General features: G+C 24.4%; 2 protein-coding genes. Both read right to left on the reverse strand.

All coding sequences use genetic code 11. The annotated features are described in order from the left end of the window. Nucleotides 1–55 precede the first annotated feature (55 nt). Complete coding sequence (locus tag CAMP5118_RS07940) at nucleotides 56–325, reverse strand: type II toxin-antitoxin system RelE/ParE family toxin (protein ID WP_002789000.1); 270 nt, start codon at nucleotides 323–325, stop codon at nucleotides 56–58. Continuing rightward, the gene (locus tag CAMP5118_RS07945) at nucleotides 315–536 is read right to left on the reverse strand and encodes a hypothetical protein (protein WP_337217025.1); all 222 of its coding nucleotides are present in this window, start codon (nucleotides 534–536) and stop codon (nucleotides 315–317) included. The genes CAMP5118_RS07940 and CAMP5118_RS07945 overlap by 11 nt, the downstream gene beginning before the upstream one ends. Between the last annotated feature and the right edge of the window lie 203 nt (nucleotides 537–739).

A 739-nucleotide genomic window follows, 5' to 3' on the forward strand; every position in this document is an offset into this window, starting at 1 on the left:
GACTTAATATGTAATTATGGATTTTTATTAACTTGATTAATTTAACTTCAATTATTTAAAACAACTCACTATGAGAACCTATATTAATACAGGTTAAAATAAGCTTATCATCTTGTTTTTGATAAATTAAGAGTAAATCAGGTTTTACATGACACTCTCTAAGCTCTTTAAATTCACCTTTTAGTTTATGATCTTTGTATTTTCTTTCAAGAGTTTCATTGTTAGATAAGCGATAAACTATTTCATCTACCAAATCTTTTTCTTTTAGCGTTAGCTTCTTGTAATTTTTCTTGTATTCTTTTAAAACTCTAATTTCATATTTCACGCATAGCCTTTTTATACTCATCAAAGTTTTTAAAAGTTTCATACTCTCCATTTTTTATTTCTTCTAAAGCTTTTTTCATAGAACTTTGTTTTTTCTCATCTGGGATATCATACTCCAACAAACAATAAGTAGCTCTTAGGCTTTTAGCCAAACTCTCAAAAACAGGCAAAAAATCCTTATCAAATCCACTAATTTCAATTTTGATAGCCATTTAAATATCCTTTCTTGTATAATTTTATTTTTTGTTATAACATAAAGGATTTTATTATAACATACTCTCCAAGTATAAATAAAGGGGTTTCTAGTGCCAACAATTCTAGTCTACTTTTGTAAAATATTTTTGTTCAAATATAATAAAAGCATTTATAATTCTAAAAAATAATATATAGAAAATATAAAAATTAAAAACCGTTT

The sequence above is a fragment of the Campylobacter sp. LMG 7929 genome (assembly GCF_024723595.1).
GTDB lineage: Bacteria > Campylobacterota > Campylobacteria > Campylobacterales > Campylobacteraceae > Campylobacter_D.